22 protein-coding genes and 1 pseudogene are annotated in these 26,746 nt (G+C 41.5%); 12 read left to right on the top strand and 11 right to left on the bottom strand.

All coding sequences use genetic code 11. From position 1 onward, the window contains the following. Positions 1–463: 463 nt before the first annotated feature. Positions 464–1,411 (top strand): bestrophin family protein, encoded by a 948-nt coding sequence (locus GNF10_RS03870; protein WP_185581750.1) that lies wholly within the window; start codon positions 464–466, stop codon positions 1,409–1,411. Between the two features lie 55 nt (positions 1,412–1,466). Here the strand turns inward: GNF10_RS03870 and GNF10_RS03865 are convergent, their stop codons facing one another. Further along, complete coding sequence (locus tag GNF10_RS03865) at positions 1,467–2,114, bottom strand: MOSC domain-containing protein (protein ID WP_185581751.1); 648 nt, start codon at positions 2,112–2,114, stop codon at positions 1,467–1,469. A 247-nt stretch (positions 2,115–2,361) separates the two neighbouring features. Between GNF10_RS03865 and GNF10_RS03860 the strand changes: the two genes are divergently transcribed. Both GNF10_RS03860 and GNF10_RS03855 read left to right on the top strand, forming a co-directional pair. Next, complete coding sequence (locus GNF10_RS03860; RefSeq protein WP_185581752.1) at positions 2,362–3,198, top strand: alpha/beta fold hydrolase; 837 nt, start codon at positions 2,362–2,364, stop codon at positions 3,196–3,198. Between the two features lie 334 nt (positions 3,199–3,532). Further along, complete coding sequence (locus tag GNF10_RS03855) at positions 3,533–5,431, top strand: serine/threonine-protein kinase (protein ID WP_185607116.1); 1,899 nt, start codon at positions 3,533–3,535, stop codon at positions 5,429–5,431. Between the two features lie 275 nt (positions 5,432–5,706). Here the strand turns inward: GNF10_RS03855 and GNF10_RS03850 are convergent, their stop codons facing one another. The 5 genes from GNF10_RS03850 to GNF10_RS03830 form a co-directional block, all read right to left on the bottom strand. After that, a complete protein-coding gene (locus tag GNF10_RS03850; RefSeq protein WP_185581883.1) occupies positions 5,707–6,495 on the bottom strand; it encodes an ABC-2 family transporter protein in 789 nt (262 codons plus the stop codon). 46 nt (positions 6,496–6,541) lie between these two features. Continuing rightward, positions 6,542–7,522, bottom strand: coding sequence for an ATP-binding cassette domain-containing protein (locus tag GNF10_RS03845; RefSeq protein WP_185592418.1), 981 nt, complete (start codon positions 7,520–7,522; stop codon positions 6,542–6,544). Between the two features lie 143 nt (positions 7,523–7,665). Further along, complete coding sequence (locus GNF10_RS03840; protein ID WP_185581353.1) at positions 7,666–9,312, bottom strand: AarF/ABC1/UbiB kinase family protein; 1,647 nt, start codon at positions 9,310–9,312, stop codon at positions 7,666–7,668. A 30-nt stretch (positions 9,313–9,342) separates the two neighbouring features. After that, a complete protein-coding gene (gene yidD / locus GNF10_RS03835) occupies positions 9,343–9,630 on the bottom strand; it encodes a membrane protein insertion efficiency factor YidD (protein ID WP_185581352.1) in 288 nt (95 codons plus the stop codon). Between the two features lie 78 nt (positions 9,631–9,708). Continuing rightward, complete coding sequence (locus GNF10_RS03830) at positions 9,709–10,773, bottom strand: mannose-1-phosphate guanylyltransferase (protein WP_185581351.1); 1,065 nt, start codon at positions 10,771–10,773, stop codon at positions 9,709–9,711. Between the two features lie 115 nt (positions 10,774–10,888). Between GNF10_RS03830 and GNF10_RS03825 the strand changes: the two genes are divergently transcribed. From GNF10_RS03825 to GNF10_RS03810, 4 genes are all read left to right on the top strand, one after another. After that, positions 10,889–12,421 (top strand): LCP family protein, encoded by a 1,533-nt coding sequence (locus GNF10_RS03825; protein WP_185581350.1) that lies wholly within the window; start codon positions 10,889–10,891, stop codon positions 12,419–12,421. Between the two features lie 92 nt (positions 12,422–12,513). Then, the gene (locus GNF10_RS03820; protein WP_185581354.1) at positions 12,514–13,020 is read left to right on the top strand and encodes a pentapeptide repeat-containing protein; all 507 of its coding nucleotides are present in this window, start codon (positions 12,514–12,516) and stop codon (positions 13,018–13,020) included. Positions 13,021–13,193: 173 nt separating this feature from the next. Then, positions 13,194–13,772 carry a DUF6232 family protein gene (locus tag GNF10_RS03815; protein ID WP_260446034.1) on the top strand — a complete coding sequence of 193 codons (579 nt, stop codon included), beginning with the start codon at positions 13,194–13,196 and terminating at the stop codon, positions 13,770–13,772. Between the two features lie 51 nt (positions 13,773–13,823). Beyond that, positions 13,824–14,219 carry a hypothetical protein gene (locus GNF10_RS03810; protein ID WP_185581857.1) on the top strand — a complete coding sequence of 132 codons (396 nt, stop codon included), beginning with the start codon at positions 13,824–13,826 and terminating at the stop codon, positions 14,217–14,219. 98 nt (positions 14,220–14,317) lie between these two features. Here GNF10_RS03810 and GNF10_RS03805 read toward each other — a convergent pair. Next, a pseudogene (locus tag GNF10_RS03805) lies at positions 14,318–14,494 on the bottom strand (sensor histidine kinase); the annotation flags it as partial. A 122-nt stretch (positions 14,495–14,616) separates the two neighbouring features. Here GNF10_RS03805 and murJ point away from each other — a divergent pair. The 3 genes from murJ (at position 14,617) to GNF10_RS03790 (ending at position 17,562) form a co-directional block, all read left to right on the top strand. Beyond that, on the top strand, positions 14,617–16,221 hold the full coding sequence (gene murJ, locus GNF10_RS03800; protein WP_185581858.1) for a murein biosynthesis integral membrane protein MurJ: 1,605 nt from the start codon (positions 14,617–14,619) through the stop codon (positions 16,219–16,221). Positions 16,222–16,549: 328 nt separating this feature from the next. Beyond that, positions 16,550–17,062: an outer membrane beta-barrel protein gene (locus GNF10_RS03795; RefSeq protein ID WP_185581859.1), complete on the top strand. Its 513-nt coding sequence runs from the start codon at positions 16,550–16,552 to the stop codon at positions 17,060–17,062. A gap of 221 nt (positions 17,063–17,283) precedes the next feature. After that, a complete protein-coding gene (locus GNF10_RS03790; RefSeq protein ID WP_185581334.1) occupies positions 17,284–17,562 on the top strand; it encodes a hypothetical protein in 279 nt (92 codons plus the stop codon). Positions 17,563–17,655: 93 nt separating this feature from the next. On the opposite strand, the gene GNF10_RS03785 is transcribed toward GNF10_RS03790, so the two are convergent. The 4 genes from GNF10_RS03785 to GNF10_RS03770 form a co-directional block, all read right to left on the bottom strand. Continuing rightward, entirely contained in the window at positions 17,656–20,523 is a 2,868-nt protein-coding gene (locus GNF10_RS03785; RefSeq protein WP_185581333.1) for a DUF3769 domain-containing protein, read from the bottom strand. 196 nt (positions 20,524–20,719) lie between these two features. Beyond that, complete coding sequence (locus GNF10_RS03780; RefSeq protein ID WP_041566417.1) at positions 20,720–20,836, bottom strand: photosystem II reaction center protein I; 117 nt, start codon at positions 20,834–20,836, stop codon at positions 20,720–20,722. A gap of 349 nt (positions 20,837–21,185) precedes the next feature. Continuing rightward, positions 21,186–21,887 carry a DapH/DapD/GlmU-related protein gene (locus GNF10_RS03775; protein ID WP_185581332.1) on the bottom strand — a complete coding sequence of 234 codons (702 nt, stop codon included), beginning with the start codon at positions 21,885–21,887 and terminating at the stop codon, positions 21,186–21,188. Positions 21,888–22,535: 648 nt separating this feature from the next. After that, a complete protein-coding gene (locus GNF10_RS03770) occupies positions 22,536–22,700 on the bottom strand; it encodes a hypothetical protein (RefSeq protein WP_159402498.1) in 165 nt (54 codons plus the stop codon). Between the two features lie 542 nt (positions 22,701–23,242). Between GNF10_RS03770 and GNF10_RS03765 the strand changes: the two genes are divergently transcribed. Both GNF10_RS03765 and glgP read left to right on the top strand, forming a co-directional pair. Beyond that, positions 23,243–23,566, top strand: coding sequence for a hypothetical protein (locus GNF10_RS03765; RefSeq protein WP_114083509.1), 324 nt, complete (start codon positions 23,243–23,245; stop codon positions 23,564–23,566). Positions 23,567–24,136: 570 nt separating this feature from the next. After that, entirely contained in the window at positions 24,137–26,701 is a 2,565-nt protein-coding gene (gene glgP / locus GNF10_RS03760) for an alpha-glucan family phosphorylase (protein WP_185581329.1), read from the top strand. The last annotated feature ends 45 nt before the right edge of the window (positions 26,702–26,746 follow it).

The following is a 26,746-nucleotide window of genomic DNA, read 5'->3' as shown; positions in this document are numbered from 1 at the left end:
AAGTTATGTCTAAATATTCAATTTATAGGGCAGGATTTTTACAGATTAGAACTTTTTGATTTACTGGGGTATATGACACCGACTAATGCAGTATGACCATTACCCTGAGCCATCTACCTTTTCTTCTATCGACTTATCAGAGTGAGGCGCGGGATTTATGCAGCCATCGAAAATATTTACATTTCTTTACAATTAGCCATAAGCACTGTTGATTTTTATATAATGGTCGCTTAATCGCTGACAAAAAACTATTTGTATTAGTCCTAATAATAGGTATTTAACCGGACTCGATATTGTATAACAGAAGCTAAGATACAATCATTATCGCAAATGTCTCGTGTTTTTTAGCAAGATTACTTTTTAAAGTATACTGCTTGCCAATTTTGCTATTTATATAGTTATTATTTTTAAAGTATCGATATTTAACATATCGATTCGCTAAATATTCTCTTGGGGTGACTGCATGACAGCCAAAAAAATTACATGGCTACGTACAACATTGCAATTTAAAGGTTCGGTCTTGAAAGCAGTTTACAAGCATATCTTATGGTGCGGAGCTTTCGGGTTTTTGATTTCGATACTGTACCATTTTAAAGTGCCTGTATCTCAACCGATTTTAGGAAGTGTTATTCCTAGTATTGTTTTAGGTTTATTACTGGTATTTCGCACCAATACTGCTTATGAGCGATTTTGGGAAGGGAGAAAATGCTGGGGTTCTCTAGTAAATAACATCCGAAACCTGGCTCGACAAATTTGGGTATCTATTGAAGAAAAATCTCCAGAAGATAAAGAAAATAAAATTACAGCCTTAAATTTATTGGTAGCTTTTGCTGTGACAACTAAATTACATTTGCGAGAAGAAGAAGTCAATAGTGAGTTAGAAGATTTAATGCCATCTAGTAAGTATATCAAATTGAAAATTATGAATAATCCCCCTATAGAGATTGCTTTTTGGATAGGAGATTATTTACAGGAGCAATATCATCGCAATTGCCTTAACAGTTACCAGCTAACATCTATGCAAGAATTATTAAACAATCTTGTAGATAATTTAGGTGCTTGTGAACGAATTTTAAAAACACCTATGCCATTAGCCTATGCCATTCATTTGAAGCAATTATTGTTACTATATTGTTTACTATTACCCTTTCAAATAGTGGCAACTCTGGGTTGGTGGACAGGTTTAATTTCGGCTTTAGTTGGTTTTACAGTATTTGGCATTGAAGCAATCGGTTTGGAGATAGAAAACCCTTTTGGTTATGACCCTAACGACTTACCTCTAGATACGATTTGTGCCACAATGAAACGGAATATAGACGATTTAATTACTCTGACTCCAAATGCGCGTAGACGCGAAGCGGCTTGTCATCAGACATCGCACCAAGGTAATTTGACTTATGAGAAAAGCTGAGACTGTTTATAAAACAATTAGAACGTTTTCTTAAGAATTTTAAGATTCATGAGATTCATCTGTTAAGCTTTTTGATTTGCTGCTGGAAATAGTCTCGCCAATTTATAGGTAAAGCCTCAACTTTTACGGCGCGGTGTAACAGTTCTAGGTCGTCTCTTTCGCGTGCATACAATCGGGTAATATCGGCAATAGTGACATTATTTGAGTCTCGACTGATTAACTCAAAAGTATCACCATTCCCTACTTGGCCCTCTTGTAGCACCGAAAAGTAAAACCCTGTTAGGCGGCTATCTAAAAACTGTTTAACTATATCAGCACGTCCAAACTTGATTCCTAGTTTATAACAAGGCATTCGAGGTTGAGTCACCATTACCTCTGCGCTACCAATCTGGAAGCAATCGCCAATATTAACGTCATCTTCTAACAGCCCGACTGTAGTGAAGTTTTCACCAAACATTCCCCAGGGCAAATCTATATCAGGTAACTTGCGCCGCCAATAGTCGTAATGCTCAAATGGATAAGCATAAACTGCTTTGTCCTTGCCTCCGTGGACACTCAAATCAGCTTGTCTATCTCCATCTAAGTTGAGGGCTTGCATCATCACCCGTCCCTCAACTGGTTCTTTAAAAATCCCCGTTGTAACTGTTTTGCCCTTCCAAAGTACTTCACGGGGAAGTCCTACATTGACTGAGATAACTTGCATAAGTTAATATCCCTTCTTGCAAAAATTGGATTTTTAATTATATAAAGCAAACGTTACAAAATTCAGCACTTTTCATTTTCCACTTTGAGGCTAAGTATTGTTGGCAAACAGTTAATAATCTTACAAGTGGCGCTACGCCCAGTCGTAGGTGTAGCACATCGCATAGACTCATTTCTCCCTGCCCTCCAGCTTGTTTCGCAGTAATATATAAGCGCGAAACTATCTCTTCATTGGTGGATGTGCAATGATGCCTGTACGTCAAACTTTATCAAAGCCTGATATCCAACTTTCTTACTTAGAGTGGAAGCAGGGTCAAGAACCCTTACTGCTGTTACACGGTTTAGGCGACCATGCTTTAGTGTGGTCTAGTTTAGGAGATTATTTAGCAGCAGACTACCACATAGTCGCACCAGATATGCGCGGACATGGCGAAAGTACCAAGCCTGAGAGAGATTATACTTTTGAAAGTGCGATCGCAGACCTCGAAGCACTCATGGATCATCTAGGATGGACATCTGCCCAGATTGTAAGTCATTCGTGGACAGGTAAATTAGCCGCTATCTGGGCAAGGCAAAACCCAAAGCGTTTGCGGAGTATAATTCTCGTCGATCCCATTTTTATCTGGAAAATGCCCAGCCTTCTCAGGCTAACTTTTCCCATATTGTATCGCTTCTTACCTTTTCTCAAAAGCATGGGCCCCTTTGCCAGTTATGGAGAAGCCGAACAACAAGCACGGCAATTAAAGCAATATCAAGGATGGAGTTCCTGGCAGCAGCAAGTTTTCCAAGCAGGAATAGAAGAAAAAACCGATGGTAGTTGGGGTAGCAAATTTACCATCGCCGCCCGCGACGGGATTTTTGAAGCAGTTATGCAAGTGCCTGGTTTTACAATCCCCCTTGATACCCAAGCTCTCTTTGTCCAACCAGAACAAGGGCTTAATCGCCAAAATTGGCAAATCCAGCCCTACAAAACTTATCTCAAAAAACTACGCATCTGCCAAGTTCCTGGCAATCACTGGTCGTTTTTGACACAACCAAAGGCATTTAACCAGACTGTTGCAGCTTTTTTGGCAGAACACAGATAGAAAATCTCATTATTATTAGACGGGATTATCATCCGGCAACAGAAGAATGAATAGGAAGGATGTTTAGCGATAAGCGGCTACGCATCTGCGCTTCCCTTAAATCAGTTATTAGTTATCAGTCATCAGCATTCAGTGATTATTGATAACTAATTAGGACTTACACCAAACTACAATGCTGTAGGGGTAATATCCTGCGGGTACTCCGTTGGAAAACTCGTAGATTAGCCGCTTTGTGTCTACATGAATTGCCCCTACCTGAAAATAAGGGTTTTGGCTATTGTTTGCGTAAGTCCTGCTAATAACTGATAACTGTTAAAGTACGGATAAGCCACTCATGAGCCTTTGTATCAATCCCGTTTGCCCTACACCAAATCACTCAAATAATGAACAAAACCGCTTCTGTCAAAGTTGTGGTTCCCATTTGGAATTGCTAGGGCGTTATCGGGTGACGCGCCTGTTGAGTGACAAAACAGGGTTTAGTAAAGTTTATGAAGCATACGAACAAGATACTCCTAAAATCCTCAAAATACTCAAAGAGGATTTATCAGGTAACGCCAGAGCAGTAGAACTATTTCAGCAAGAAGTAACTGTGCTGGAACAACTCAACCATCCCGGCATTCCCAAACAAGATAGTTACTTCCAGTATCAAACCCGACATGGTTTAGTGTTGCATTGCATTGCAATGGAAAAAATCGACGGGTACAACTTAATACAGTGGCTAGAGCAGCAGCAGAATCGCCCTATTTCCGAAGACCAAGCTGTAGGTTGGCTAAAACAATTAGTGGAAATTTTGGATTTAGTGCATCGTAAACAATACCTGCATCGAGATATTAAGCCATCTAATATCATGATTAGATCCCCTCTTGGAAAGGATTGGGGGGATTTAGTACTAATTGATTTTGGCACCGCCACAGAAATTGACAGAACCGACCCAGACCAACCTAGTAACGGCGACAGGATGACAGCACTTATGTCATCTGGCTACAGCGCTCCCGAACAAATGAATGGTCAAGCAGTACCGCAATCAGATTTCTTTGCTTTGGGACGCACTTTTATATTTTTGCTAACGGGACACCATCCCTTAGATATGTATGATGTCCAGCAAAATGTATTGCACTGGAAAAATCATGCCATCGATATCTCACCCTTACTATTAAATTTAATCGATTGGCTCACAGCAGCAGATATAAAAAAGCGTCCTGCTAATGCTCAAGAAATTTTGCAGCGCCTAGAACACATTGAAGAAGGCAAAAAATTCTGCTCAGATGAGGATTCAACCACACCTGTTGCGCCAGGTTCCCCCAGAGTAGAGGAGCCACTTGCAGAAGTGGAAGATTCAGAGCCAATCTCGCTGTTGTCGGAGCAGGAACCAGAAAATAGTATTCCTCCTGCCTCTTTTGTTGAAACTCAGCTAACAGAAACTACTCCTGAAAATATTAATTTAGTAATTGATTTGAACACAGAAGAATTGTCCCCGCCAATTCCTAAAACTTTATCATCCCCACAGAAAGAGCCAGAAGAAGTACCACTATTGAAATTTTTTGCAGGGTTGCTAGTGATATTAGGATTACTTAGTATAGTGGCTTTAGCAATGCGAAACTCAAAATTTATGGTGAATTCAAATTATGGGCAATCTCCCGAAAAGAGAGGTAATATTGATTATTTTTCTTATCAAGAAGGTAGAGATAGCCAGGGGAGGAGAGCCGATTTTAATATAGCTGTTTTATCACTAGAATATAAATGGCTTTTAGGTAGCAATTTTCAAATTAAATATAATAATGAAATTATTAGTATAGACCTTTTAAAGTTGAACTTAGAACAAGAAGGCATACAAAAGATAATGGATGAACCAAGGGAAATTATCTCTGTAGGTACAGTTTCTTGTAGGGGTAATATAGCAGTTCAACAACGAATGGCTCTAGAACGTTCTAAACAGATTCAATTTTTAGTCAAAAAATTATTTATTAATACACCAAGCGTCAAAAGTTATAGAATACTAAATTTAGGACAATTTCAACGAAGTAATTGTCAGGCGAATCAGGATTTAACTACATATCAGAGAAGTCTTATAATTATTGGCGTGAAAAATAAATCTTCAGGTGTCATTCTCGATGAAGCGCTACGGGATAGGTTAGAAAATAAACCTTTTGCTGATTTTAAGTTAGAAGATTATTCTTTGGGGACGACAGAAAATTTTAGGACGATACCAAGTAATTTATTACAGTTAAGATAAGACCAAAACATTTGTAGATACGGCGATTTATCGCGTCTTAAAATCCAAAGTTTTTGCCAGTCGCCCTTAACCCAAGCCTATTGATTTATATTATTATATATAGCATAGCAAAGTATAAGCTGTTACTTATACAACTTGCACTATCAGGGCGCTCATGTTGACCACCCCACAATCATATTGAAAAAAATATTAGTGCAAATTAAAGGCACAACAGTTAATCAATATATAGGTTTAGCCAATCATAATATATCGCCACTTTAGTAATTATGAATCGTTTATGCTCCCATCCCAGAATACCTCTTCAAACCCGCACGCCAAAGGAAGCGATTCAGTCCCAAAAACACTAATATCCAACCAAACATTGACCAAAATCCTCGCCCTATATCCACAGGTAGCCCTACCAAAAGACTCGCAGGAAAATCAATCAAATACGGAAAAGGCGTAAACATTACGATTGTCCGCACAGGCTCTGGAAAAACCTCTAAAGGTGCTATCAAACCAGATAAAAATAGATAAAATAACAACCAAAAATTTTCTAAAGCACTAGCCCGTTCTGTCCAAAAAGCGAACATGGCAAAGGTGTACTGAATTGTAAACCGCAAAGTAAAAGCTAGCGCCACCGCCAATGTAAACAGCAAAAATCTACTCAAACTTGGTACCCAAAAAGCTTGGGGATAAAGAATAAAAAATAATGCCACTAATAAAAAAGCAAACGATAGCCTAGCAAATCTTTCAGAAATATGCCCTGCAACATGATGCCATACTGGGTCGAGTGGTTGTAGCAATTTGGGCGAAAGCTTTCCTTCCACAACCTCTTTTTCAAAGTCCCAAATTACCCAAGCAACTGTTAATTGTCTAACAACGAAAACCGTGATAAAGTAACGAGCAAAATCTACAGGTGATAGCCCAAATTGGCCACCTTGTGCTGCCTGTATCCAGATACCCATGAGGATAATTGGCAAAGACCCAGCCAAAACCCATAGAATTAATTCTGCTCGATACTCAACCGAATAGGCATAGTATACTGACAGCAAAGTTAGGGCTTTTCTAATCATCTTTTTCATTTACAGTGCATTCTCCCCTCGGTAACTCTATTTCTGGCAGCGATCGCTACACAACACCTGCCTGAAAAACTCGTCCAATTACTTCTTCTACAGGCGGTTCAGTGACAGTTAAATCAATTACCTCCAAATCCGTCAGAATCTTAGATACCGTGCGGGTAAGCGCCTCTCTAGATACCATAAAATGCACCGATCGCCCTTCTAAGAGTTGTACATCCCCATAAGTCATAAGTTTTTCTATCGGTAGAGGTTGGGCTAATTCTATATGGACTTCTCGGTAAGGGGCAAAACGTTCTAGTAGTCCATCTAAGCTACCGTCATACATCAGGCGTCCTTGGTGAATCAACAGCACTCGTTGACACAAAGCTGTAATATCAGCCATGTAATGACTAGTCAACAGCACTGTAGCCTGATAACGCTGATTGTAGTCACGCAAAAAATCGCGTACTGCCACCTGAGCATTTACATCTAGTCCTAGAGTCGGTTCATCTAGGAACAATACGTGGGGACGGTGCAAAAGTGCTGCTAGCAATTCTGCTTTCATCCGCTCACCCAAAGATAGTTTCCGTACTGGTTGGGTAAGTTTGCCTTCTAGGGAAAGCATCTCTGTTAATTCACCCACCCGTCGTTGGAATTCTTTATCAGAGATGTTGTATACAGCAGCATTAATTTTCAAAGAATCCAGCGCGGGTAAGTCCCAAATTAGCTGCTGTTTTTGTCCCATCACCAAGGTAATTTTTTGCAAAAATGCTTCTTTGCGATGAAACGGAACTTGTCCAGCTACTGTGACTTTGCCGCTAGAGGGATGAATCAGCCCCGTGAGCATTTTTAGTGTGGTGGTTTTACCGGCACCATTTGGCCCCAAAAAACCCACTACTTCACCGGGGGCGATTTCAAAGGAAACATCCTGCACTGCTTTAATTGAACGGTAGGTGCGGCGGAAAAGGTGGGTAATTGTTCCTTTGATACCCGAACTTTTAACCGCCACTGGATAAGATTTACTCAGATTTTCAGCAATGATAATTGACATATTTTTTATATTAGAAATTAAATTTTAGACTTTCCTGTGGAACGCTACGCGTAGCTTGCTTCTCCGAAGGAGTACGGCATGAGCGCTCAGTCGCAGGCTTTTTCCTTCAATCCAAAATCCAAAATTCAAAATCTAAAATGGTTTTACCGTAAACGTCCCGATCGCAATGTACTGATAATTAACCACAAACCCAATAAGCTAGCAACGGCAAAAAGGGCGGTGCTTAAAAAAGATAGCTGACTTGTCTGCGCTCTAGTGGAAATAATTGCTGCACCCATAATCAGCGAACCTACTAGTATACTAAAAGATAGTCGGTTAGCCGCATCGTCCATAGTGCGCCGCACGCCATCTAAACCCCGCAGCGATAAATTCCACTGTAAGGTTTCTGAGGTAACTCGGTCTAATAGCAGTTCTATTTGGCGAGGAGATTGCAGAGAGAGACTTTTTATATCTAAGGCTGTCCGTAATAGCGATCGCACTGGATTATCGCCCAGTAATTGCCGACGAAACAAGTCTGTAATTAATGGTTTAACTTCATCGAAAAAATTAAGCTCTGGGTTGAATGTCCGCGCTACACCTTCTAAATTTGCTAGGGTTTTGGCATACAAACCCATATTGCTAGGTAATCTAATTTTATTGTTACGCGCAACTTGTAAAACTTCATAAATTATCTGACTGAAGTTGATTTGCGTTAAGCTGACATTGTGATACTTTCGCAACATGCGATCGTAATCATTTTCTAACCGCGACAAAATAACTGGTTGAGCAGAATCTGATAGCTGCAAAGTTAACTGAGCGCACCTTTGAGCATCTAAATCAACGATCGCTAACAACATCTCTGTTAATATCTGCTGTGTGCGGGGATCAAGCCTTCCCACCATGCCACAATCTAAGAGAGCAACGCGCCCATCTTTAAGATAAAACAAGTTTCCCGGATGGGGATCAGCGTGAAAAAAGCCATCAATATATAGTTGCTGAAAAAATACCCGAAATAACAAAGTAGTTATTTCTTTACGCTCTACGGCAGGGTCTTTACCATTATTGTTATTGTTTAAATCCGCCGACAAGAATGGTACTCCATCTAACCATTCCATCACCAGTAATTTTTCTGTGGTCAATTCCCAGTTAATCTCTGCAACCACTATTTGCGTGGGATCAAACCAGCGACTTTTAGATAAGTTGCGCCGCAGTTGGTCTGTAAAACCCGCTTCCCGTGTAAAATCTAACTCGGCTTCTAGGGCTTTGGTAAATTCTTCAGCGATGGATTTGATTTCGTAGGTTTGCCCAAATTCAGTCCGCGCCACTAAATCGGCAATACCTTGAATTAAAGCAATATCTTGGGCAATAGTCAGATCGATTCCCGGACGTTGCACTTTTAGAGCCACTTCTCGACCATCTGCTAATGTAGCGCGATGTGTCTGGGCAATTGATCCCGCCGCTACGGGGATCGGGTTAACTGTCTTGAAGGTTTCTGCTAATGGACGTTTTAATTCTTTGCGAAGGATTATTTCTATCTCTGACCAAGGAACTGGTGGTACTTCGTCTTGTAAGGTTGATAGTTCCTCAATGTAGGCAGCGTTCAGTAAATCTGGACGTGTAGACATTAGCTGGCCAAGTTTGACGTAAACTGGCCCCAAGTCTACCAAGATATTTTTTAAAACCGCAGGTGTAGGTAACTGTGGTTCATCAGCTTTACCACCAGTAAGTAACCTTCGCATATAGTCCCAGCCATTGCGAAGGAATACTTCAAGAATTTCTCGTTGACGGGGAACAGTTTGGGTGAGGAACATTTTTGTAAATAACTGCAAAGACGCAGGGAGTTAAAGAGGTAAACAACAGGGGATGACAATACAACGGAAGTTGGCTTTAGCTTTTAAAGTTTTGCTAGCTGCGCCACAGTCTTGGAATCTTTTTATGGATGATTGTACGGCTTCGTAGAGTTTCTGTTCACTCAGCATTCGTTTGACGTAATTAGAGCAGGAATCCCCACCGTGTAATAAGCGATGGGAACAACTAAATCCTTTGGAAGGAGAAATATATTTTTGATAGGCTGTAATAGACTCGATTGCCATTGTCTTGGCGAGAGGCTTAAAGCTAATAATGTTCATAACTGTCAGATAAAATAACAGACAGTCAAGTTATAATAGGAAAACAGACTTTTTAGCCTCTGCCAAGGGTTCTAACTTTTACAGCAGGTCAGTAAATCGAGAATCGCTTTGGAGAATTTTAAGGATCTGCTTAATTTCCTGGGTACGTTCTTTTTTAACAACGAGTGTGACATTGCGATCGCGCACAATCACCACATCCTCTAAACCAATTGTAACAACTACATCCTCTGGATTTGAGGCATAAATAATCGCCCCCTGCGTATCTAGACCTACGTGGGTAGCGAGTTCTACATTGGGATTCTCTTCTGTTTTGAGTAACCGCTCGATCGCATTCCAATCTCCTAAATCATCCCAACCAAAATCAACTGGCAAAACGTATGCTAGAGTTGTCTTTTCCATTAGGGCATAGTCTATACTCTTCTTAGGTAACTGGGGATAGATATCAGGGCCCTGTTGTTCTAAAGGTTCGATAATTTCTGGAGCATGGGTATGTAGTTCCTTGAGAACAACCCCTGCCCGAAAAACGAACATTCCACTATTCCAGCTAAAGCGCCCCGTAGATAAAAAAGTCTCTGCCGTTTCGCGGTTGGGCTTTTCAGTAAAGCGGTTCACGTGATAAGCTGGCAACTCATTAAAGCTACCTATCTTTTCACCTTGTTCGATGTAGCCGTAACCGGTTGATGGAAAAGTAGGCTTGATCCCCAGTGTAACGATCGCTGCTGTGCTTGCTGCCAGTTGCGTAGCCGCACTTAATGTGTGGGCAAACGCTTCTTCGTTAGCAATCCAGTGGTCAGCAGGGAAAAAGCCAATCACAGCGTCTTCTCCATAGCGCTGTTTGATTTCTAAACTTGTCCAAGCAACGGCTGCGGCTGTGTCTCTGCCTTCTGACTCAATTAGTAAGTTTTCAACTGGTAGATCAGGTAATTGTTGTCGTACCCCTTCAGCTATCTGACTAGAAGTGATCACCCACAAGGAATCCCACCCGCCGCCGAGTTTTATCAATCGATCGGCGGTTGCTTGTAATAAACTTCTAGAGCTACCATCAAGACTTAAAAATTGCTTAGGTCGGTCTTTGCGGCTCAGGGGCCAAAAACGTTCACCTTTACCACCAGCCAGGATTACGGGGAACAATAAAGTATTCATGTTGTCATACACGCCTACCGAAGAACATTATAAGTTTACAGTGAGCCTTTCCACTGGCAATATCTGTAGCTTGGATTAACATACTTTTAGGGAGTGGTTGAGTGGGGAGATAATTGTGATAAAACAAGTCGAATGGTCGGAAAATCCGGTTACATCTCAGCAAGTTGTAGAATTTGAAACTGAGGTGCGATCGCAGCAAATTCAACGCACGGAAAATCAGGTAACGTCAGCACCAGTAGCCGACTCAGAGGAGGAGGATGTCGAACTAAACCCGCCAGCCAATCCGAATCGTAGCGTCGTCGAATCAGTGGGCGCGATTCCCAATCAGCTTTACGAGAGACTGGGCTTAACCATGCCTCGCTGGTTGTTGTGGATTATGACGATTGTCATCGGCATCATCCTATCTGGTTTGCTAGTCTCAAGTTTAGCGCTGTGGACTCCTTTGTGGAGTAACCTCGATCGAACAGATGAAGATTTGGGAACTAACGCTAAAGACGAGGTAAAAATCCCACTACCAGGGGAGTTGTGGGGTAAACTCTCTCAGTACAAGCTTTCACGCCCCATGAATATCTTAATTATGGGAATTGAACCAGTTAAGGGGAGTGTTGATGGTTCACCAGAAAGCTTTGCTGGTAAAAGCGACACCATGCTGCTGGTAAGGCTTAACCCTAGTGACAATGCTAGCAACAACTCTGTACGGGTGCTTTCGATTCCCAGAGATACGATGATTGCCATCCCAGAAAAGGGAGAAAAGGGATTAACTAAGGTATCTGATGCCAATGCCAAAGGCGGCCCAGTCTTGGCAGCACGGGTAGTTAGCCGTACTTTAAATAATGCCCCAATCGATCGCTACATTCGTATTTCTACTAGCGGCTTACGGCAGTTAGTCGATCAGTTAGGTGGAGTAGAAGTCTTTGTTCCCCAATCAATGACATATAAAGACTCCAGCAGTCGGCTGTCGATTAATTTAGTCAGTGGCTGGCAAACTCTTAACGGCGAACAAGCAGAACAGTTTGTGCGGTTCCGCGAACCAGGTTTAGGAGATTTGCCGAGAGTTCAGCGTCAGCAAGCACTAACAGCAGCATTGCTACAACGCTTAAATAGTCCTACCATTTTACCCCGGTTGCCTCAATTAACTCGCTTAATGCGAAAATACTTTGATACCAACCTGAAGATGGAAGAAATGATGGCGTTGGTCAACTTTGGCCTCAACCTGGATCGAGATAATTTCCAAATGACGGTGTTGCCTGGGACTTTTAGCCGCTTTAGCAAAGACCCTGATAGCTATTGGCTAAATATGACTGGACAACAGAGCCTGTTGAATGATTATGTTGGGGTAAATGTACCTGGTCTGAAACCAGATATGCGTCAGGTTCCTAACCTCAAAATTGCTATTCAAAATGCCTCCAATCAACCTCAGCTAACTGAAAAAGTTATTGCTTATCTGAAACAGAAAGGCTTTACTAATATTTACAAAGTACCTGATTGGCCAGATACCCAACGTCAAACTCAGATTATTGTCCAAAAAGGCAATCGGCGAGTTGGTGTTGATTTGCAAAAAGTCTTAGGCTTGGGTCAAATCGAGGTGTCAGCGATTGGTGATTTAGAATCTGACCTTACAATTCGGATTGGTAAAGATTGGAAATAGTCAAGAGTCATTAGTCATTAGTCATTAGTCATTAGTTAAATGACAAAGGGCTAATGACAAAGGACAAAGGACAAAAGACAAATAATAAAGTTATGAAAAAGATTTTACTGCGATTTTTGGGTTTGATTGTAATTTTGATACTAGCATTTTGCTGGATAATACTTAATCCAAAACCGGCTTTTGCTCAACTAAACACAATTAACTACAACAATATAAATTTAGAAAATCGTGATTTTTCTCATGCTGATTTAGCAGGTGTGACTTTTGTTGCAGCAGAAATGCGGGGAACGAATTTTCAAGGAGCGAATTTAACCAACGCAATTCTCACTAAAGGAGTTTTGTTAAAAGCAAATTTAGAAGACGCGAACTTGAGCGGCGCTTTAGTCGATCGCGTCACGATGGATGGTGCTAACCTGAAAAATGCCATTTTTACTGAAGCAACTTTGACCCGCAGCCGTTTTTTTGATGCCGAAATTACAGGCGCTGATTTTACCGATGCTTTGATTGACCGTTATCAAGTGTCGCTAATGTGTGAAAGAGCCGATGGGGTAAATCCGGTTACGGGTGTGTCAACGCGAGATAGTTTGGGTTGTCGTTAGATAACAAGCAAGAATCAATCAAATTGTCTAAAAAAATCCAAACTCCAAGTATAATCCGCATACAAGTTAGTTCTATCGGTTAAAAATAAATATTCTATTGCAGAAATTATTAAAATATTTGTTCCTCATGAATAAAATGATAAAAACTGTGGTTATCTAATAAACATGTGTTTTTGGTAGCAGAAATTAATATGCTTAGTCAGTTTCTACCCGATGAGAACAATAGCCCAACTGAAATAAAAACATCGATTATAAAAATTAGAGGTAAAACTTTAATATACGGCAACGTTGTTTATCAGATTCATAACATTGCAAGTATCGGGTTAGTTGATCTGACAACTACAGTTATCAAACCAATGCCAAAACTTTTTGTAGTTTTACCTATTATTGGTATATTCTTTTTATTTATTCCCTCACAAGTAGCAAAAATATTAGGATTTTTATTCATAGCTCTTGGAGCTTGGTTAATTTATCAGCATAATCAAAATAAAACCAAGGTAACGGAAAGATATGGCATGACTATTTATACTAATAGTGGGACAAAAGCTATTTTAGTAAGTAGAAGCGAAGACTTTATCAAACGAATTATTTTAACTTTATATGGTGTGATGAATAGCGATGATTTAAAAGCTATTAATTTTAATTTTGAAACTTTGGATATGTCTGTTGATAATTCTATAGGAATTGAAACAGCTATTGGCTCTTCTGTAGTATCGGGTCATGTTGGAGGAGATGTTGTCAGCCAGGTTTAAAAATTATTTATCTTGATAATCAATTCACTCAATAAATTTAGGAAGTAAAACATGGAAGACAAATCAATAAAAATTGGGAGAAGCTATGCTTCTTCTATAGTATCAGGTCATGTCGAAGGAAATGTTTCTAGTGAGATTAAAGATTCATTTAATACATATACTCAAGAGCAGAAGCAAAATCTTGCTGACGCTGCTGCTGAGATTCAAGAACTTCTACAACAACTAGAAAAGTCATATCCTATCGATACAACCACTGGAAAGATGATGGTAGCGACTGAAACTATAAAGCGTATTGAAAGTGACCCAAAACTGTTGGAGAGAATATTTAGTGCCTTAAAAGCAGGTGGTACTGAAGCTTTGGCACAATTTCTGAATCATCCCGCAGCTAGCTTTGTAATTGGTGCGTTGGAAGACTGGCAGAAAAGTAAGGGGAAAAAATCTCAATGAGAACAGCAAAAAATGCCCAGTGTAAACGTGCGTAAAAAACATTTATCCTGAACACAGACTAAAGTTTTTTTCTGACCATTGTTAAAAACTAGTCACCCTTAATTATTAGTGGGAATTTCAATCAAAAATTCTGTTCCTTCTCCTGGTTTAGAAGAACATTCGATTTGTCCATGATGTTTTTCAAGTATTATTTGATGGCTGATAGACAATCCTAACCCCGTACCTTTACCCGGCCCTTTAGTAGTGAAGAAGGGATCAAATATATGCGATCGCAGGCATCGCACTTAAAATGACTATAAACTAGTGACTGATTTGCCAAAATTTACCTGACAGACTGCGGAATATCAGGTTAAATGTTTTAAAGTATGCACTCTGCAAGAGTTGTCGGGTATTATTCGTGACACAACAAGACCAAAAACCTTCTCGTTCTTTCGCTGGAATTGCTGGCATTGTTGCCGCAGCCACATTAATTAGTAAAGTCTTCGGTTTAGTGCGGCAGCAAGCGATCGCTGCGGCTTTTGGTGTTGGTGCTGCTGCTACCGCCTATAGCTACGCCTATGTTATCCCTGGCTTTCTATTGATCTTACTTGGTGGCGTAAATGGGCCATTACACAGTGCAGTTGTCAGCGTTTTAGCCAAGCGACGGCGAGAAGAAGCGGCTCCTTTAGTGGAAACCGTGACAACACTGGTGGCTGGAGTACTGTTGCTGGTGACAGTTGCTCAAGTTTTATTTGCGGATGCGATCGTTGATCTAGTCGGTCATGGTTTGGAAGCGACAACCAGAGCGATCGCCATTCAACAACTCCGCATTATGGCACCGATGGCTTTATTTGCCGGTTTAATTGGCATCGGCTTTGGTACTCTAAATGCAGCCAATCAATATTGGTTACTCTCCATTAGTCCTTTATTATCCAGCATTACCGTTGTTGCCGGTCTTGGTATCCTGGCGATGCAACTGGGCAAGGATATTATTAAGCCGGAGTACGCTTTAATCGGTGGAATGGTCTTAGCTTGGGGAACCTTAGCAGGAGCAATTCTCCAGTGGTTAGTGCAGCTAATTGTTCAGTGGCGGTTAGGACTCGGCACATTACGCCTGCGGTTTGATTTTAAATCCCCAGGCGTTCAAGAAGTCATTAAAATCATGACTCCGGCGACAATTTCCTCTGGAATGATGCCAATTAATGTTGCCACTGACCTTTATTTTGCTAGTCCTATCCCTGGTGCGGCGGCAGGATTTAACTATGCGAATTTATTAGTCCAAACTCCGTTAGGGATTATTTCTAATATCATTTTACTGCCCCTGTTACCGATATTTGCCAAACTTGCTGGCCCCGAAAATTGGCCAGATTTAAAATTACGCATTCGCCAAGGACTGCTACTCACTGCCTTCACCATGCTACCGCTAGGGGCGCTGATGGTGGCATTATCTGTACCTATTGTGCAGGTGATATATGAACGCGGTGCTTTCAAGCCAGAAGCCACACAGTTAGTTTCATCTTTACTTGTAGCTTACGGAATTGGGATGTTTGTCTATTTGGGACGTGATGTTTTGGTGCGGGTTTTCTACGCTTTAGGCGATGGACAGACACCTTTTCGCATTAGTATTTTTAACATCTTGCTCAACATCATATTAGATTGGTTTTTCGTTAAACCTTTTGGCGCACCCGGTTTGGTGTTAGCAACGGTGGGTGTAAATTGTAGCTCAATGCTGATGCTGTTGTGGTTGCTCGATCGCAAACTCAATGGTTTACCTTGGCGTGAGTGGGGTTTGCCGATTTTGGGTTTGGCTGCTGGAAGCGTGGTAGCTGGGGTAGCAAGCTATGGGACATTGGTTGGTTCTCAGCAATTGCTGGGTAAAACGGGTTTACTGATTTTGGTTTTGCAATTGTGTGTGTCTGGCTTTGTAGGGATTGCGGTGTTTGCTGCGATCGCTTCTTGGATGAGAATACCAGAGGTGAGTATTTTTATATCTCGCCTACGTCAACGCTTTTTGAAGAAATAACTTTAATTTAAATAGAATTCAGAAGTCAGGAGTCAGAATGGGCTAAACCTTAGTTATCCGCTAACAGCATGAACTTGGAGTCAGAGAAAGCGAATAGCGCAGCGTAAAGACAAGAGGGTGGTGGATCTGAATCTTCCACTTTCTGGTTCTGACTCCTAAATTCTGACTTCTGAATTCTTCAATTAAATATTTCAGTTAGTACACCCAAGTGGGTGAGAAATAATTCAGCCAGTAGGGTGAACCAGGTGTGCGAGGTTACATTTTGTAAAAAAAGAGATTCTAGTACTAGAGAACATTGGTTTTAACTAACTCTAGTGAGAAGAATTCTATGAAACTTACAAAATTAGCTGCCTCTTTCCTTGCTGTTGCTTCCATTGTCCTCTCGGCGGGAATTGCTTCTGCTCAAACAGCCGGTACAAACGGTAATTATATTGGTGCTGGTATTGCTGTTGGCGCAACCAGTGGCGGACAAGGAAACGATGAAGCCCAAATTGGCGGTAATATTCAAGGACGTTACGCCGTTCGCAATGCACCTGTTTCACTGCGGGGTTCTGTACTGTATGGTGGTGATGCTGCTGCAATTATGCCCATCGTGACTTATGATGCGCCGATCGCCAGAAACACTAACGTTTACTTCGGTGGTGGTTATTCTTTTGTAACTGACGAAGGTCAAAAAACCCCATTGGGTAATCAGAATGCACCTGTAGTCACCCTTGGTATTGAATCAGAAGTTAGCAATAATGTCATTGCTTATGGCGATACTAAATGGGGCATTGATGCCTACAGAAATAGTGATGCTGATGCTGTCAGCTTCCAAGCTGGATTAGGCTATCGCTTCTAGTTATTACGAGCTAGGAGACAGCTTATTCACAAGCTAAAGGAATGATGTTTACCAGCCGTAATAGTAATTTGATATGTCATATCTGAGTATGGATGCTCAGATATGACAAATTTTTTAATCATTTTTATTTATGATTTTGATAACCAATTATATTGGCTATTATCAATAGTTTCTCTTAAAGTTAAATGGCCAATTTTAAATATGCCTAAAAGATATTACTCATGGAAAAGATTAATGCCATTCCAGAAATACTGGGTGAAACAACTGATGTAGAATCTTGGTTAATTCGGGCTGGGCTAAGATTTTCAGACTTAGGTAACGATGCCGCCAGTACTGCAATTCGTAAGCAATGGCGAGAATATCAAGCCGCAGTTCAAAGATGCTGTGCAGTCCTACACCAACCACCTTCACGTGTTCAATTAAGCGGCGACTATGCCAACCTGAGAATACCTGGGGGTGCATCAACCCATTGTGCGATTCCTCATACTGATTCTACGTGAGGCTGCACTTTCAACGCTATGCGGATTTATCCTTCCACAAGCAGAAATTTTAGCAACTTGATAATGGTGATTCAGAATTTTGAATCACCATTATTAATAACTCTGTTGCACACCGTTTACTACTGGTTTAACTTCAGAAAATGGATCGGTGCCGCCACCCCAGTTAAAATCACTAATTCGGATGCTAAAGCCGCCTAATTCCAACACTGGATTGTAACGCAAGGTGATGCCATAGGTGCGACGGCTATATTCTAAAATGTAGTCAGTACTGGTTTCTCTACCAGTATCCAAGTTAACAGATGTTTGAAAGCCTAAGCGAAAAGGTCCGTAGATTTGCTGTGATATCCCAGCAGTCAAAACTTTGTTATCAACGGAGCGATCAAACAAAAAGGGTGATAATCCGTTATTTAAGCCTTGAGAGAAACTAATATTAAAGGCGGTATAGTCGAAAAAAGGGCGAGAAAAATGACCAACTTGTCCTTGTAAACCAATTGTACCAGTTAGGGTGCTTTGGTTATCACCATTGGTGTAATAACTTGTAGTACCCGTAAGTCCAGCGATCGCTTGCAAGTAAGGAACTACAGGGTTAGCTGTGTATCGTAATCCCTCACTGGCAGTAGGTGGTAATGGTTTTCCCTGCCACAGTAACAGCCCTTTACTCAGGGAAGCACTGGCTTGGAAACGACCTAGTGAAATGCGATCGTTTTCCCGTATGGGTTCTAGTAAGTCTTGGCGATCGGTATTGGCATCGATATACTGAGCGCTTCCCTGATAGGTGAGGTTGATGCCACTTTTTCCTAAAGGAATTACAGGAGAGGTAATAATGCCCCCAAAACTGCTCTGGACAGTTTGAAAGCCGAGAGTACCGTTGTAGAGGCGATCGCGGTAATTATATTGCACATTCAAGAGATGGGGAAGGGAAGTGCCTATTATCTGACGCAATCCCAAATTTATCCGCAAATTATCTTCCACCTTGTCAAAGTCAAAACTGGTTAACTCCCCAGTTCCTTCAATTACTGCTCGTGGACTCAAAACAGAATTTACCTTTGTCTTGACAGCAAACAGTGAGCCTAAGTTACCTATACCTTCTTGCACACCTCTCTGTAATAGTAACTGAGGTGTGATTGTCCAGCTTGTCTTTTCTGTATCGATCACTGGAAAGCCACGCTCAATATACAAACCACCCCGCTTATCTCCATCATAGCCGGGAGAAACGATTGCGGGTGTAACGTCCCTTTCCCGGCGGTCAATTGTCTGCTGATTCACCGGAATTGGTAAGGAGATTCTTTGATCCAATACCAAACGCTGTCGCTGTGTTCTAATGCGGTCTACCAAGGGTGTTTCTCGTGTCAGAGTTACTGTATCTGCGCGTAACTCTAGTTCTGGAGGCGAAAAAGGATCGTTGGTGATGCGGACATCTCTTGCTTGCCAGCCTTGCGGATAGAAGTCAATGTGTTCAGCTTCAAACCTGAGCCGATTGACTACACCTCCTGTTTTCGGGGGTGAGAGGTTGCTAGCATCAGCCTGACCCCCGACTGTAAAATCAATTCCTCCAGGGCTGCTTACACCAGAAAGAGGCTGATTGGCTCTAATGCGATCGCTAGGCGGACGTTTTGTGACTCCACCAGCAGCTGCATCTATGGGTGAGAAAGCAAAATCTGTTTGTGCTGAGGGCACATAAATTTCTCCTCTACCATTTAAGAGTTCTCCATTATCTTGAACAAAGTTATAGGTAAAGCGTTGTCCACGCAGTATCTGATCGCCCCGGGTTAAAGTTACGTTGCCTTCCCCCGCAGCAATTAAGTTGTCTAAATTAACTTGCAAACGATCAGCATCCACCACCGCCCCATCAAATCGCACAACTACATTTCCAACAGCTGTAATAATTCGCCGTTGCTCGTCATACTCTTGCCGATCTGAAGTGACTTCTACAATTCTCGGTTTGGCTGGCGGTTTGCTAGCTGGTGCTTGTGGCTGATTGGTGGTATTTACTGATGGTGTAGATGTTGGCGCTTGAGTTTGTTGTTGGACTTGGGAACTGAATTCTACAGTGATGGGCGTTGGGAGTTGCTTTGTCGGGTTACGAGACTGGAATTTTATAAAATTTTGTACTGATTGAGAACTTGGTGCAAGATCGGCAGCAGATAGAGAGATATTGTATTTTTGTGAAGACTGTGGCGCAGTAATGTCACTTAGCTGTTTTTGCTGGGCTAACTTCTTAGCTAAAATTTCCGCCTTGGATTCGACTAACTTATTGCTGGTTGTAACCCTGGGGACAACTGGAATAGAAGGCGGAGATTGGGCGACAAGGGGGCTTGGAAAAACCCTATAGTTAAATCGTAGAGAGTCCAAAAAGGTTTGTTTTTCTCTACCAATAGAATTGGGATTTAGCGTAGACGCAAAGCGGCTTGTCGTTAGACCTCGCTCACCGAGTTTTTGAGAAGATTCAGGTTTTGCATTTAAGGAAGGCTCCACTCCAACTTTTTTTGGCAATGTAGTGGCTTCTGTTTGCGTCTCCCGTTTGCGTAACGCCGCTCTTAGGAGAAGTTCTGAGCGACGGCGTTCGACGCTTGGGCTTTGGACATTAGAGGTTTTAATATCCTGCGTTGGATAACCAACAAGCAGCGATTTCCCCAAAAATTCAGCACTTCCAGAATCGGTAATGGGGGAAATCTCTGGTGGGAAAGTTTCTGGTGGATGAGGTACAGAGGAAGTTTCGGCAACTACTGAGTCATCCTGAGTTGAGTTGATGGGAGTTGGTAATGGCGAATTACTCTTGGTGTCACCCGCAATAGACAACTCAGGCAAATCCTTGAACTGCTTGGATTTGTCTGTCTTTTCCTGCATTCCAGTTTCTACAACTGAAAGAAACTTTGTATGACTAGCAGATGAGGTGGGATTTACAGGTTGTAAAGATTCGAGGATAGGAGGCGGATTGGGTGGCAGAACTGGATGAAGCATAAGTGAGCAAAATCGGGCTAACAAACAGCCAAATGACGGACGGAAGGATTAAACATACATTCTGCCTTCCGACTGTCGCCTTCTGCTACCTACAGCAAGCTACCTGGAGGAAGAAACTTACTAAATTCCGCTTAGTAAGTTTCTGTGGCGTTTAGTATTTTCCGCCTTCCAAAGTCGCGGATGATTTATCGCCCTTTTACTCTAAGTCCCGACGGCCGGGGTTACGAGCAGGATCGTTCGACAAAAATCCAAAGATGAAGATAGTTACGAAGAAGGCAACAACAATATAAACAGCGATTTTTAAAGTCAGCATAGAAATATCTCCAACGGGTAAAACAAAGAAAGCTTTTCTTTGAGGATCTGCCATGCAGAAAAGATAGCTACTTTATATTACCCAAATCTCGTCCCTTTTTTAGAGGACTGTGGGGACATGGGACTTGGCACTTAGAGACTAGGGACTAGCAAGTACCTACTCTACAGTTATTGAGAATGGTGCAAAATGTCAGTTGTCTGACTTTTAGATGCCCTTAAAAATAACTCAGAAACTGCTTACTCCAGTTCGTGACGTTAACTGACAGTAAAAGTTTCTTCCCAAAGGCAACATATTAAAGGTTATGGGAAATAGTTACCATGCCCAATGCCCCATGCCCCATACCCATGCCCTATTTCTCAGTTTGAACTTTTACTAGGTCTTTACCAATTCGGTTTTTGACTACTCGTGCAGGTATACCTACAGCAACGGAGAAAGGAGGAATATCTTTATTGACAACTGCTCCCGCACCAATAACACTACCTTTGCCAATGGTAACGCCATCTAATACCGTTACTCCATGACCTAGCCAACAGTCATCTTCAATCACAATTCCCTTGCGAGTAACACCTTGGTATTTAATTAGCTCCATCGGATCGGCAAAATTATGATTATTGGCATATATCCCGGAGTGGGCAGCAATCATGCAGTGTTTGCCAATTTTAATGTCTCCTGGCCCCTCAATACACACGTTGGGAGCAATAAAGGTGTCTTCATCAATATGTATACACGTATCTTCCAAACACCCTATATCAACGTTACGCTCAATAGCTACTCTATTGCCTAGATGAATTTTATTATTTTTGTGTCCTCTAGCATCCATGCGTACACCCTTGAAAATATAGACTCCACTGCCTATCTCAATACAAGAAGCACCGTTAAATTCAACACCATTTTGAATATAAACTGGGCTGCCTATTTGGGCAAAAATACTCCGATATCCTAAACTACGCAACTTTGGCCCCAGAATAAGTGTAGGAAGATCCCCTAACACAGTAGTTACTACAAGTTCTTGCACACGCTGCAATTTGGAAAAATATTGCTCGTTAGGCATGGCTACATATCTCTTCAATTAATTGTTGTTGACAGTATTGAAAGTTTTTTACCTGTATCCTAATCTTCTGACAATCTAAGAGATATCGTATTTCTTAATACATTAAACTTAGTTGGCAGTATTACCTGAATTTACCCATATTTTTAGATGGTTTTCCGAATTTTGGAAAACCTCCAGCCTGGCTTTAACTATGTGAGCAACTCTTGAAATTAAGTGTGTTATAATTACTCACTTGATATGCACAACTACCTTGGATCTATAGAAGCTTTTGTACCAGTCAAGGCATGTAAAAACTTTGCTTCTTTTTCACCAGAGCAATTAACAAAAAATCTTAGTGCATTGCAGAGTCAAGCCCCAGACTATGAAATTATCTGATGGGTAAATTGGTTGGTTTAGATAGGATACTGTTTTGGTTATCTGGAAAATTTGCAAAGCTTGTTACGCAACTAGGGATTGAGTTGTTTGCCTTGAGGCTACTTCCTATCAGGCGGTTTTAGTCTTTTAAAACAACTCAGTTTCACAAGCTATGTTGCAACAAAAAATACATTTAACTAGACTATATTCAAAAATTTAGATAAAATTTCTGCCTAGCATAACAATGTAATTATTGTTGGGTCTAATTGGGTATTATTGCCCCAGAAAACCCAATTAGGGTGGATTATCCCCTACATCAGCCATCACATTGAAGTTGACCATCGGTGCAAACAAGTAAGCGCTTCCCCGACTGCTATGACGGCTTTCTTGCAACGAATTTCTAGAGTATGCTGCTCCAATCATGTTGCACACAGATGATTTACAGACTAGCAAATTCATGCTTGTAATTACATGAATCGTTTTTAATAACAGTTGCTTTTAACAATAACACATTTTATTTTTAGTGGAACACTCTTAATAAATAAGTTGATTGGTGATGAGAATATTGTAAATTAGCTAACTTTTTTTATGGAGCTATCGCTACTCTTAAATAATTTTATACACTTAGATAAAATTCCTGGAGGACGGTAATTTTAAAAATGATCACAGATGTTAATTGTCTTTTTGTCTATATTTCTACCTTTGCTTGTCCAAGTAATTTAATAATTGGGCGTTAAACTCAGAATGATATCTACTATACTGGTGACACCCTCTTCGTTCAAAAGCTGAAAATTTTCTTCTTCTTTATTACTTATATCTAAAAATTTGTAAATCACCCATTCGGGTGAGCCAAGCGGGTGATGCGTGCTTGGTATGACTCATTATAAATTTTATTGTAAAGAAAGCTAAAACTTAGCTTAGTTTCCAGGAGAAGTCCACAAAACAACATTAACTTGACCACATTGAGGTATCGGTTTTAACTCACACACTTGGTTCAAATTATGGCTTTAATTAAAGAAATTGTCCAAGAAGCTCTAAATAGCGGCTATCTAAGTGTTGTAGCCGAAGAACAACTGCGATCGCAACTTCAAAGTAATTATGACTCAGAAGACCTAGATGCCTGGATCATTTTACAGCGTGCTATTGTAGCGGGTGATGTCAAACAAGAGTCGCGCCGAAAAAAAGCTTCTCTTTCTCCTAAAGCCAAGGACGCTTCATCAAGTATCAAACTTGCTTATCAAATGGCAGCGGAGATTGCTTATGCAGCTGCTGTAGCTTTGTCAATGACAAAAAATACCAAAGACCAGCCTTCACTAGGTTCATAAGATAACACCCTAACAAGTTATTTTTCTGATTTAGTATCAAAAATTTATACCAAGTAGTTTGTAACGCTTTTTCTAGTTAACTGCTTGGTATTATTTTTACGCATTCCTCTTTTAAGTGATGTCTACATGGGTTATTTTGTATCACATCTTCTCAAACTCATCCTTAACCGAATAATCATGGCTGCTTATTTCCCAGCGCAATTTTATTAAAAAATAATTAAAAATTTAACCTTTGTGGAAACAGCTACGAGGAAATTTCACCCTCAGCCAAGACAGTAGAACTGATCCCCGGAAGCAATACTAAAATAAATATAAATTATTTATTCAAAACTAGATTTTTTTAAGTGATACATACCACTCAATGATTAAATCTTAATATACCAAGTATATGGCTGAGAGTAACGCACAGAATTAGAAACACCTTGGTGTAAACTTTAGCAACAATGTTAAAAAGAATTCTCAATGCTTAACAAAGTCATCGCTTCTTCACAAACTACAGTATAAAGAATTGGCAACATTGGTAAAGACAGTAAACAATAACCATAACTAAACTTGGAGTTTTGCCAACCTATGCAGCCAATTCGCACATTTAACGTATCCCCTTCGCTACCACCGCGACTCGAACCACTGCGGCGGTTAGCATATAACTTGCACTGGGATTGGAACGTTGATAGCAAAGATTTATTTCGTCGTTTAGACTCTGACTTATGGGAGTCTAGCCATCACAACCCAGTGTTGATGCTCGGTACTATCTCTCAATCGCGGCTTTTGGAAGTTGTCGAAGATGAAGGCTTTCTAGCGCAAATGGATCGAGCTGACCGTCAGTTAGACGATTATTTGCAAGAACGCACTTGGTATCAAAAACAACGGGAAGACAAACCAAAAGAATGCTACGCCTATTTCTCGGCTGAATTTGGACTTGTTGATTGTTTACCCGTCTATTCTGGCGGCTTAGGCGTTCTGGCGGGGGATCACCTCAAATCTGCTAGTGACTTGGGACTACCGCTTGTCGGTGTAGGTTTGTTGTATCAGCAAGGCTACTTTGCCCAGTATCTCAATGCTGATGGCTGGCAGCAAGAACGCTACTTGCTCAATGATTTCTACAATATGCCCTTGCATCTAGAGCGCAATGCCGATGGTTCAGAACTAAGGATTGCCGTAGATTATCCTGGACGCAAGGTGTATGCCAGAGTTTGGCGCGTACAGGTGGGAACAGTACCTCTGTATTTGCTTGACACTAATATTGAACCCAACAACACTTACGACCACGACATTACAGATCAGCTGTACGGTGGCGACATCGATATGCGTATCCACCAGGAAATCATGCTGGGGATCGGTGGTGTGCAAATGCTCAAAGCTTTGGGGCTGAAAGTCACCGCTTACCACATGAATGAAGGCCACGCCGCCTTCTCTGCCCTAGAACGCATCCGCTTGCTGATTCAGGAAGAAGGGCTGAGTTATGCCCAAGCTAAACAGGTGGTGGCTTCCAGTAATATCTTTACTACCCACACGCCAGTCCCGGCGGGAATTGACTTGTTCGCTCCCGACAAAATGCTGCACTACTTGGGGTACTATGCAGAGATATTTGGGTTGCCCAAAGAGCAATTTTTAGGGCTGGGGCGCGAGAATACAGGCGATTTATCTGGGCCTTTCAGTATGGCGGTGCTGGCGCTGAAGATGGCAACATTTTCTAACGGTGTCGCCCAACTGCATGGTGTGGTATCGCGGCAAATGTTCCAGGGCTTGTGGCAGAATGTGCCAGTGGAAGAAGTGCCGATCGCAGCAATTACTAATGGTGTCCATGCTCGCAGTTGTGTGGCGAAATCGACTCAAGAGTTATACGATCGCTACCTTGGGCCAAATTGGTCATCAGCACCACCAGATAGCCAATTGTGGGATCGGATGGATGCCATTCCTGATGAGGAGTTGTGGCGCAATCACGAACGCTGCCGCTTAGATATGGTTTTGTATGTGCGAGAGCATTTGGTCAAGCATTTGACCGATCGCGGCGCTTCGGCTTCCGAAATTATCCAGGCACAAGAAGTTTTAGATCCTTACGCTTTCACCATTGGCTTTGCCCGTCGCTTTGCCACCTACAAACGCGCCACCCTCTGGATGCGTGATTTGGATCGCATTAAGCGGCTTCTGCTGGCTAACAAAGACCGGAAAGTGCAATTTGTGATTGCTGGTAAGGCACATCCTAAAGATATTCCCGGTAAAGAACTGATCCGCGAGATTAATCACTTTATCCGCGAACAAAACTTAGAAAAGCAGGTCGTTTTTGTCCCCAATTACGACATTCACATCTCCCGGTTGATGGTTGCGGGTTGCGATATTTGGTTAAACACACCGCGTCGTCCACGAGAAGCCTCTGGTACTAGTGGCATGAAAGCTGCAATGAATGGCTTGCCGAATTTAAGTGTACTAGATGGCTGGTGGGATGAAGCTGATTACGTCCGCACAGGCTGGGCGATTGGGCACGGCGAAAATTACGACGATCCTAACTACCAAGATGAAGTAGAAGCAAACGCTCTCTACGAATTGTTAGAGAAAGAAGTTGTACCGCTATTTTATGAACACCGCGATAGTGATGGCTTGCCTCGTCCGTGGGTTGCCAAAATGAAGGATGCAATTCGGTTGAATTGTCCGTTCTTTAATACAGCGCGGATGGTAGGAGAATATGCACAAAGGGCTTATTTCCCGGCTAGCGATCGCTATCATACCCTGACTGTGAATAACTATGCTCCAGCAAAAGAACTAGCTGCTTGGAAAGAAAAACTGGGCGAACACTGGTTCAACATCAGAATCAAAGATGTTGATGTATCGGCAGCTTCAGACATTGAAGTTAACCAAACTGTTGCTGTCAAAGCCAAAGTTGATTTGGCAACCTTGACGAATAATGATGTGCAGGTGGAGTTATATCAAGGTGCGATCGATGCCAATGGTGAGATTGTCAACGCTGTAACAGTGGTGATGGATTACCAAGGTGAAGATTCACAGCAATTGAGCATTTACACGGGTAATATTACTTATACCGCTTCTGGTTTACAGGGCTTGTCTTTGCGTGTATTGCCGAAAAATCCAAATCTGGCTAATCCTTACGAACCAAGGTTGATTGCTTGGGCAGAGTAAGAGTTCTCAGTAGTTATTAAATACTCAAGAATAGGCGTTGCTAAC

It is taken from the genome of Nostoc sp. UCD121, assembly GCF_014222285.1.
Lineage (GTDB): Bacteria > Cyanobacteriota > Cyanobacteriia > Cyanobacteriales > Nostocaceae > Nostoc.
The sequence above is the reverse complement of the archived record's forward strand: the minus strand, read 5'-3'. Positions and strand labels throughout refer to the sequence as shown.

Excerpts from the sequence above, each read along its gene's own strand:
- GNF10_RS03870 (WP_185581750.1), top strand. The coding sequence starts at position 464 with ATGACAGCCAAAAAAATTACATGGCTACGTACAACATTGCAATTTAAA.
- GNF10_RS03865 (WP_185581751.1), bottom strand. The coding sequence starts at position 2,114 with ATGCAAGTTATCTCAGTCAATGTAGGACTTCCCCGTGAAGTACTTTGG.
- GNF10_RS03860 (WP_185581752.1), top strand. The coding sequence starts at position 2,362 with ATGCCTGTACGTCAAACTTTATCAAAGCCTGATATCCAACTTTCTTAC.
- GNF10_RS03855 (WP_185607116.1), top strand. The coding sequence starts at position 3,533 with ATGAGCCTTTGTATCAATCCCGTTTGCCCTACACCAAATCACTCAAAT.
- GNF10_RS03850 (WP_185581883.1), bottom strand. The coding sequence starts at position 6,495 with ATGAAAAAGATGATTAGAAAAGCCCTAACTTTGCTGTCAGTATACTAT.
- GNF10_RS03845 (WP_185592418.1), bottom strand. The coding sequence starts at position 7,522 with ATGTCAATTATCATTGCTGAAAATCTGAGTAAATCTTATCCAGTGGCG.
- GNF10_RS03840 (WP_185581353.1), bottom strand. The coding sequence starts at position 9,312 with ATGTTCCTCACCCAAACTGTTCCCCGTCAACGAGAAATTCTTGAAGTA.
- yidD (WP_185581352.1), bottom strand. The coding sequence starts at position 9,630 with ATGAACATTATTAGCTTTAAGCCTCTCGCCAAGACAATGGCAATCGAG.
- GNF10_RS03830 (WP_185581351.1), bottom strand. The coding sequence starts at position 10,773 with ATGAATACTTTATTGTTCCCCGTAATCCTGGCTGGTGGTAAAGGTGAA.
- GNF10_RS03820 (WP_185581354.1), top strand. The coding sequence starts at position 12,514 with ATGAAAAAGATTTTACTGCGATTTTTGGGTTTGATTGTAATTTTGATA.
- GNF10_RS03810 (WP_185581857.1), top strand. The coding sequence starts at position 13,824 with ATGGAAGACAAATCAATAAAAATTGGGAGAAGCTATGCTTCTTCTATA.
- GNF10_RS03795 (WP_185581859.1), top strand. The coding sequence starts at position 16,550 with ATGAAACTTACAAAATTAGCTGCCTCTTTCCTTGCTGTTGCTTCCATT.
- GNF10_RS03790 (WP_185581334.1), top strand. The coding sequence starts at position 17,284 with ATGGAAAAGATTAATGCCATTCCAGAAATACTGGGTGAAACAACTGAT.
- GNF10_RS03785 (WP_185581333.1), bottom strand. The coding sequence starts at position 20,523 with ATGCTTCATCCAGTTCTGCCACCCAATCCGCCTCCTATCCTCGAATCT.
- GNF10_RS03780 (WP_041566417.1), bottom strand. The coding sequence starts at position 20,836 with ATGCTGACTTTAAAAATCGCTGTTTATATTGTTGTTGCCTTCTTCGTA.
- GNF10_RS03775 (WP_185581332.1), bottom strand. The coding sequence starts at position 21,887 with ATGCCTAACGAGCAATATTTTTCCAAATTGCAGCGTGTGCAAGAACTT.
- GNF10_RS03770 (WP_159402498.1), bottom strand. The coding sequence starts at position 22,700 with ATGAATTTGCTAGTCTGTAAATCATCTGTGTGCAACATGATTGGAGCA.
- GNF10_RS03765 (WP_114083509.1), top strand. The coding sequence starts at position 23,243 with ATGGCTTTAATTAAAGAAATTGTCCAAGAAGCTCTAAATAGCGGCTAT.
- glgP (WP_185581329.1), top strand. The coding sequence starts at position 24,137 with ATGCAGCCAATTCGCACATTTAACGTATCCCCTTCGCTACCACCGCGA.